Source organism: Streptomyces sp. NPDC024555, assembly GCF_055559335.1.
On the sequence record NZ_JBVHKV010000035.1, the window covers coordinates 1 to 7394 of the forward strand.

Annotated in this window: 6 protein-coding genes and 2 pseudogenes; 2 read left to right on the forward strand and 6 right to left on the reverse strand. The window is 73.2% G+C overall.

Annotated elements, in window-relative coordinates; all coding sequences use genetic code 11:
- A pseudogene (locus tag ACZ4FH_RS35895) lies at positions 1-1128 on the reverse strand (coagulation factor 5/8 type domain-containing protein); the annotation flags it as partial.
- Positions 1129-1420: 292 nt separating this feature from the next.
- On the opposite strand from ACZ4FH_RS35895, the gene ACZ4FH_RS35900 reads away from it, so the two are divergent.
- On the forward strand, positions 1421-2092 hold the full coding sequence (locus ACZ4FH_RS35900) for a class I SAM-dependent DNA methyltransferase (protein ID WP_467310207.1): 672 nt from the start codon (positions 1421-1423) through the stop codon (positions 2090-2092).
- Between the two features lie 147 nt (positions 2093-2239).
- On the opposite strand, the gene ACZ4FH_RS35905 is transcribed toward ACZ4FH_RS35900, so the two are convergent.
- Positions 2240-2797, reverse strand: a complete 558-nt coding sequence (locus ACZ4FH_RS35905; RefSeq protein WP_385115675.1) for a TetR/AcrR family transcriptional regulator — start codon at positions 2795-2797, stop codon at positions 2240-2242.
- A 20-nt stretch (positions 2798-2817) separates the two neighbouring features.
- Positions 2818-3396 carry a sugar O-acetyltransferase gene (locus ACZ4FH_RS35910; protein ID WP_467310210.1) on the reverse strand — a complete coding sequence of 193 codons (579 nt, stop codon included), beginning with the start codon at positions 3394-3396 and terminating at the stop codon, positions 2818-2820.
- An 84-nt stretch (positions 3397-3480) separates the two neighbouring features.
- Between ACZ4FH_RS35910 and ACZ4FH_RS35915 the strand changes: the two genes are divergently transcribed.
- Positions 3481-4746, forward strand: a complete 1266-nt coding sequence (locus tag ACZ4FH_RS35915) for an MFS transporter (protein ID WP_467310212.1) — start codon at positions 3481-3483, stop codon at positions 4744-4746.
- Here the strand turns inward: ACZ4FH_RS35915 and thrS are convergent.
- The 3 genes and pseudogenes from thrS to ACZ4FH_RS35930 form a co-directional block, all read right to left on the reverse strand.
- Positions 4736-5977 (reverse strand): threonine--tRNA ligase, encoded by a 1242-nt coding sequence (thrS, locus tag ACZ4FH_RS35920; RefSeq protein WP_467310214.1) that lies wholly within the window; start codon positions 5975-5977, stop codon positions 4736-4738. The two genes, ACZ4FH_RS35915 and thrS, sit on opposite strands and share 11 nt — an antisense overlap.
- Positions 5978-6178: 201 nt before the next feature.
- Positions 6179-6910 carry a class F sortase gene (locus ACZ4FH_RS35925; protein WP_467310216.1) on the reverse strand — a complete coding sequence of 244 codons (732 nt, stop codon included), beginning with the start codon at positions 6908-6910 and terminating at the stop codon, positions 6179-6181.
- 192 nt (positions 6911-7102) lie between these two features.
- Positions 7103-7394: pseudogene (locus ACZ4FH_RS35930) on the reverse strand (hypothetical protein); the annotation flags it as partial.

Genomic DNA, 7394 nt, shown 5'->3' on the forward strand with positions numbered 1-7394 from the left:
GGCGAGCTTGACGCCGTCGACGTCACCGACCTTGAGGGCGGTCACGCCGTTGTCCGGGACGATGGTGGCCAGGCCCAGGCCGAGCACGACGGTGTCGGCCCGGTCGATGGTGATGGGCTGGTCCACGTGGTAGATCCCGGGCGTGAACAGCAGGTGCAGCCCCTGCTTCACCGCCGCGTTGATCGTCTCCGCCGTCGCGCCCGGCTTCACCACGTAGAACTGGTCGAGACCGATCGACTCGCCCTGCGGGGTGCCGTTCCAGGAGACGCCGCGTGCGTTGGTGCGCTTGGCCGGGACGAACACCTTGTAGTCGTCGCCGTCCAGATACAGGAACGGCTTCTCCCGGGAGACCGGGGTGTTCTCCAGCGTGGTGTACGGCGGCTCGGGGAAGCTCTGGGCGGGGGCGCCCTCGACGCCGGAGAACGTCATGTTCCAGACGCCGTTGCCCCAGCTGCCGATCGAGCTGTCGCGGGTGTACCACTGCTGCTGCGAGTACGGGCCGACCTGTCCGTCGATCTTGCTGTCGGCGATGTAGCCGCCGCTCGCCCAGCCGTAGCCGTCCGGCGCGAGGTTGAGTCCGCCCTTGACGTGCATCCGGCGGAAGGGGGCGGCCTGGGAGACGGCCCAGCGGTCGGTGCCGTTGACCGGGTTGAGGGCCAGGTTCTCCGCCGAACGCCAGAAGTTCTGGGTGGCGTTGCCGTTGAACCAGCCCGCGTCCACGGTGACATCACCGTTGAACGTGGTGTCGTCCGGCTTCAGACCGAGACCGGCGATCTGGGTGTAGAACCCGATCTGCGCGTTGATGTTGTCGTACGTGCCGGGCTTGAACATCAGCGCGTAGCGGCCGTCGCCGAACTGGGCCGACTCCTGCTGCTTGAACACCGCGTCGACCTTGCCCTGGATGTCGGGCGTCGACGGATCGAACACCATGACATTCGGGCCGAGGTCGCCGCCTCCCTCGATGGCCTGCGCGTCCTCGCCGAAGGCGGTCTGCGCCGTGGGGACGGCCATGAGGAGGGAGACGGCGAATGCGGCGAACCCGAACGTGCGGGTCCGGCGGCGGTGGCGGGGGGCCGTGGGGGGTCCCGTGGGGGGTGCTGTGGGGGATTCCGTGGGGGGAACATGCATGGGTGTACGTCTCCTGAGTTGTGGAACGGATGACGCGACGAGCACCGGAATCACGCTCTGAGAGCGCTCTCCGACGGGTGTTGATGCTTCCGCCGTCACCCGGGAAACGTCAAGAGGTGTGCATCAGGAGCCTCAGTGGATCCGCATGATCGCAACAAATAACGTCTGTGGAACGGCAATTGAGCTGTTCTGTGCATGGTTGGGGGTGTGGCCGGCTTCAGAAGATGATGTGGAGAACAGGCGGGGATCCCGGTCGCGGTGCCCGGGGTGCCACCCCCTAGGGTCGTGCGTCATGGCGGACTTGACGCGGGTGACCGGAGCGACCAGGGCCTACTACGACACGGTGGCCGAGGAGTACGCGCCCCGGGTGCGCGAGGCCTTCGCCCGCGATGTGTGGGGGCGGGCCATGCTCGCCGGGTTCGCCGAGGAAGTACGGGGCGACGGCGGCGGACCGGTCGCCGATCTCGGCTGCGGGCCGGGCCATGTGACGGCCCATCTGGAGAGCCTGGGGCTGGACGCGTCCGGCATCGACCTCTCGCCCGGCATGGTCGCCGTGGCCCGGCGCGCCCACCCCGGTCTGCGGTTCGAGGTCGGCTCCATGGACGCCCTGCCGCTGCCGGACGGGGAGCTGGGCGGCGCCGTCGCCTGGTGGTCGATCATGCACACGCCTCCGGACCTGCTGGACGTCCTCCTCGCCGAGTTCCACCGGGTGCTGGCCCCCGGCGGCCGGCTGCTCCTCGGCTTCCACGCCGGGGACGACGGCTCCTACACCGGCCGCCCGCGCGAGGGCGGCGTCGCCTACGCCATCCATCTGCTCGACCCCGGCCGGGTCGCCGCCCTCATGGAGCGCGCCGGATTCACCGTCACCGCCCGGATGGAGGGCGAGGGCGGCACCTGGCCCTGGGCCTGCCTGGCCGGTCGGCGGCCACCGCTCGGCGAGGACGCCGGAGCCGCCGGACCCTGATCCCGGCCGCCGTCCCGCAACCGCCCTCGGGCATACCGGCCCGTTCCCCCGCCGCCGCCCCGCGCACCGGGCGCGCAACGAACCACGGAAGAGGCCTGGCCGGCACCTCGGTCAGGTGAGGTGCCGGCCAGGGGTCGGGGGCCCGGGTCAGGGGCGCGGTGCGGGGGCCCGGGTGATGCGGGCGATCGCCTCCACGGTCAGGGCCCGGTCGTGCGGGTCGGTCTCCAGGGCGCGGTGGATGGACAGACCCTCGATCAGCGCGTCCAGCTGACGGGCGGTCGCCGGGTCGAAGTGCCACTCCAGGGCGACCCGGCTGCGCCGCATCCACTCCCGCGTCAGCTCGCGGAAGGCGGGCTTGCGGGCGGCCAGGGTGTACAGCTCATGGGTGAGTACCAGCTCGCGCTGGTTTCCGCCGGACAGATGGTGGACCAGATCGGCCACCGCCTCCCGGGCCTCGTCGGGTGTCGTGGCCGCGCCCAGCCGCTCCTCGAAGACGGCGACGATGCCGCTGGAGAAGCGCGTGAACGCCTCCCGCAGCAGCTCGTCCATCCCGGCGAAGTGGTACGTCATCGAGCCGAGCGGCACCCCCGCGAGGGCGGCGACCTTCCGGTGCGAGGTCCCGGCGACCCCCTCCCGCGCGATCAGGTCGAGCGTCGCGGTGATGATGCGCTCCCGCCGCTCGGGATCGGTCTGTCCGGTCGCCACGCTGTCGCCCTCGCAAAGGTCTAGATGGAGCGGATCACCCGGGCCGGATTGCCCACGGCGACCACGTTGGCGGGGACGTCCTTGGTGACGACGGCTCCCGCGCCGATGACGCTGTTGTCCCCGATGGTCACCCCGGCCAGCACGATCGCCCCGCCGCCGAGCCAGACATTGTCGCCGATCGTGATCGGCCGCGCCGCCTCCAGCTTGTCGCGGCGCGGCTCCGGCTCCACCGGGTGGGTGGGCGTGAGCAGTTGGACGTTCGGCCCGATCTGGCAGTCGCGGCCGATGGTGATCGGGGCGACGTCCAGGGCGGTGAGGTTGTAGTTGACGAACGTGTCCTCGCCGACCGTGAGGTACGACCCGTAGTCCACGTACAGCGGCGGCCGGATGTGCGCCCCGGCGCCCAGCCCGCCCAGCAGCTCGGCGAGCAGCGGCTGCGCGGCGTCCGGGTCCTCGGCGTACGCGGCGAGGTACCGGGCGGAGAGGCGGACCGCCCGCTTCTGCGCCTCGACGATCTGCGGGTCGTCCGCGATGTACAGGTCTCCGGCGAGCATCCGCTCGTGGTTCGTACGGGGGTCACCCGCGAAGTGGTCCGTCATGGGTACGAGCGTACACTCCAAGGCGTACGGTCGTACGCTCGTACGGCACACCGCTCTCCGAACCCATCCGCAGGGGCCCGCTTCATGGATGCCGCCACACGCCGCTGGCGTGCCGCACTGTTCCTCTTCATGCTCGCCGCCGGAACCGGCATGGCCTCCTGGGTCGCGCGCACCCCGGCCGTCCGGGACGGGCTCGACGTCTCCACCGGCGCGATGGGGCTCGTCCTGTTCGGGCTGTCCACCGGTTCGATGGCCGGAGTCACGGCATCCGGACCGCTGGTACGCCGCCACGGCGGCCGGGCGACGATCCTCGGCGGCACCGTCCTCATCGTGGCCGGGCTGCTCGTCGTCGCGGCGGGCACCGCGCTGCCCCAGGCGGCTGTCGTCTTCGGCGGACTGGCCCTGTTCGGCGGCGGGATGGGGATGAGCGAGGTGGCCTTCAACATCGAGGGGGCCGCCGTCGAGACGGTCATCGGCCGGTCCGTCCTGCCCGTCCTGCACGGCTGCTTCAGCCTGGGCACGGTCGTCGGGGCGCTCCTCGGCATGGCGCTCACCGCCGCCGCGCTCCCCGTCGGCTGGCACCTCGCGCTCGTCGCCGTCCTCATAGCCGCGGCCGGGACCCGCGCCGTCCTCGCCATCCCGCCCGGCACCGGCAAGGAGACCGCACCGGCCGCCACCGGCCGGGAGGAGGACCGGGGCGGACAGCTGCGGGTGTGGCGGGACCGCCGGCTCGTCCTGATCGGCGTGATCGTGCTCGCCACGGCCTTCGCCGAGGGCGCGGCCAACGACTGGCTGCCGCTGCTGATGGTCGACGGCTACGACGTGAGCGCCACCGTCGGTTCGCTGACCTTCCTGCTCTTCGCCGCCTCGATGACCCTCGGCCGCTTCGTCGGCGGCCCCCTCCTGGAGCGGTACGGCAGGGTCCTGGCCGTCCGGCTCAGCTGTGTGACCGCCGCGCTCGGCCTCGCGGTGGTGATCGTGGCGCCGAGCCCGGTGATGGCGGGCGCCGCCGCGGTGCTCTGGGGGCTCGGCGCCTCGCTCGGCTTCCCCGTCACGGTCTCCGCGGCCGGCGACCACCCGCACGACGCGGCGGCCCGCGTCGCGGCCGTCTCCACCGCCGGCTACTTCGCCTTCCTCGTCGGCCCGCCCTCGCTCGGCTTCCTCGCCGACCACATCGGACTGCGGCTGACCATGGGCGTCGTCCTCGTCCTGGTGGCCGTCGCCGCCGCGCTGGCCGGGGCGCTGCGCACCGAGCACGACACCCCGGACGCGGACGGGGGCACGGACCCGGGCGCGGTCCGCGACCCGGGCGCGGACCCGGACGCCCGGCCCGCGCCGGTCACTCCCTGACGGCCGCCCCCTCCGACGCGTCCCACAGCGCGGTGCTGTGGGCGGCGACCAGCGCCCCGATCCGCGCGACCAGCTCACCGGCCGGCAGCGGACCGGGCCGGCGCCCGTCCCTCAGCCGCGGCGCCACCCGCCCGTCGGCGGCCTCCGACGCCCCGATCACCGCCTGGTACGGCACCAGCCGCGCCTGGCGGATCCGGGCCCCCAGACTGCCCAGCTCCCGGCCCCTGACCTCCGCGCGCAGCCCGGCCGCGGCACACCGCCGCACCAGCTCCTCGGCGGCGGGCCGCTGCTCGTCGGAGACCGGCAGGGCCACCAGCTGGACGGGGGAGAGCCAGCCGGGGAACGCCCCGCCGTGCCGCTCGACGAGATGGGCGACGGCCCGCTCCACACTGCCGAGGACGCTGCGGTGCACCATGACCGGGCGGTGCCTGGCCCCGTCGGCGCCGATGTAGTGCAGACCGAAGCGTTCCGGCTGGTGGAAGTCGATCTGGACGGTCGACAGGGTCGATTCCCGGCCCGCCGCGTCCGCCACCTGGACGTCGATCTTCGGACCGTAGAACGCGGCCTCGCCCTCGGCCGCCTCGTACGGCAGCCCGGACGCCTCCAGGACCCCGGTCAGCAGCGCGGTCGAGCGCTCCCACAGCTCCGGCGCGGCCACGTACTTCCCGCCGGGCCCCGGCAGCGAGAGCCGGAAGCGGGCCGGCTCGATGCCGAGCGCCCCGTACGCCCGCCGGATCAGCTCCAGCGCGTCCCGCGCCTCACCGGCCACCTGCTCCAGGGTGCAGAAGATGTGCGCGTCGTTCAGCTGGATGGCCCGCACCCGGGTCAGTCCGCCGAGCACCCCGGACAGCTCCGCCCGGTACATCCCGCCCAGCTCCGCCATCCGCAGCGGCAGTTCGCGGTAGCTGTGCGCCCGGGAGCGGAAGATCACGGCGTGGTGCGGGCACAGGCTCGGCCGCAGCACCACCTGTTCACCGCCCAGCTCCATCGGCGGGAACATGTCCTCGCTGTAGTGCGCCCAGTGCCCGGAGATCTCGTACAGCTCCCGTTTCCCGAGCACCGGCGAGTACACGTGCCGGTAGCCGGCCCGCTGCTCGGCGGTGCGGATGTACTCCTCCAGGGTGTGCCGCAGCACGGCGCCGTCCGGCAGCCAGTACGGAAGGCCCGCCCCGATCAGCGGGTCGGTGTCGAACAGCTCCAGCTCACGGCCGAGCCTGCGGTGGTCGTGCATGACGGTCTCCTCGCGGACGAGGGACGGACGACCGCACGGCGAAGCCCCGGGGCGTCCGCCCCGGGGCTTCTCACTGGTCAGCAGTCAGCGCGCCGGGACACTCTCCGGCGTCGTCGTCCTCATGTCGGCGCGCTTCATGCGCGGGACGCTAGCAGCGTCCCCTCGCGCGGCGCACCGCCTTTTCCGCGCGGCCACCGCGGCTCAGCCCTTCCGGGAGGAGTCGAGGTGGGCGAACACGACCACGTTGTCCACGTAGTCCTTCGCCTTGCGGTCGTAGGTGCCGCCGCAGGTGATCAGCCGCAGCTGGGCGTCGGGGGTGTCGGCGTACACCCGCTTGTCGGGGAAGTTCGCCTTGCTGAACGTCTCCACGGTGTCGACCTTGAACGTGGCCACCGTGCCGTCGGCGCGCGTGATGTCGACCGTGGAGCCGGGCCGCAGGAACCGCAGCTGGAGGAAGACGGCCGGACCGGTCGTCGTGTCGACGTGGCCCGCGACGATGGAGGCGCCGCGCTCGCCGGGTGTCGCACCGTCCTTGAACCAGCCGACCAGGTTCTTGTCGTTCGGCGGCGGCGCGTCCAGCCGCCCGGACGGCCCGATCGACAGCGGTGTGAACGGGGCGTCCACCGCGATCGCCGGGATCTTCAGCCGTGTCGGCACCGAACGGGACAGGGCCGGCGTCGCGGCGCTCGGGGACGCCTGGCGGGGGACGGCCGCGGCCGGGGAGGAGGCGGGGGCCGGGGCGGCGGGCGCGGCGGCCGCGGGCGGGGCGGGTGGTTTGTCGTCGGCAGAGGAGCCGAACGAGTTGTAGATCAGCAGCATGCCGACGCCGGCCGCGACGGCCGGCCACAGCAGGGTGCGGCCGAGCGTGGCGGTCTCGGAGGAGGGGGCGGCGGGAGCGGCGGTGGGGGAACCGGGCGACTGCGGGGCGGCCATGGGAACGGAGCCTTTCGTCCGTACGGGGGAGGGGAGGGGGCTCCTCGCGGGAAGCGCCCTGGGCCCGTCCTCCGGATCACAACCGGACGGGTCCGGCGCGCCCGCGCCCGGTCCGGGCGGGAGCCCCGGGGAAACGACGGCGCCGCGGCCGCCGTCCGGGGGGACGGCGGCCGCGACAGCGAAGCGGCCGGGTCAGGCCATCGCGCCACCCGTCGCCTGACGGCGGCGCAGCTTGTACGCACCGACGCCGACACCGCCGAGGAGCAGCAGCGAACCGGCGGCCAGACCGCCACCGGTCATGGCCATCGCGCCACCACCCGTGTGCATCCCGCCGCTGGGCTTGTCCTTCTTCCAGCCCTCGTCGGTCTTGCCGCCCTCGTCCTTGCCCGGCTGCCACTCCTTGGCGACCGTGGACGACAGCGCACCGCCGCCGGCGTGCATCCCGCCGCTGGGCTTGTCCTTGTACTTGCCGCCCTCGTCGTTC

Excerpts from the sequence above, each read along its gene's own strand:
- ACZ4FH_RS35900 (WP_467310207.1), top strand. The coding sequence starts at position 1,421 with ATGGCGGACTTGACGCGGGTGACCGGAGCGACCAGGGCCTACTACGAC.
- ACZ4FH_RS35910 (WP_467310210.1), bottom strand. The coding sequence starts at position 3,396 with ATGACGGACCACTTCGCGGGTGACCCCCGTACGAACCACGAGCGGATG.
- ACZ4FH_RS35915 (WP_467310212.1), top strand. The coding sequence starts at position 3,481 with ATGGATGCCGCCACACGCCGCTGGCGTGCCGCACTGTTCCTCTTCATG.
- thrS (WP_467310214.1), bottom strand. The coding sequence starts at position 5,977 with ATGCACGACCACCGCAGGCTCGGCCGTGAGCTGGAGCTGTTCGACACC.
- ACZ4FH_RS35925 (WP_467310216.1), bottom strand. The coding sequence starts at position 6,910 with ATGGCCGCCCCGCAGTCGCCCGGTTCCCCCACCGCCGCTCCCGCCGCC.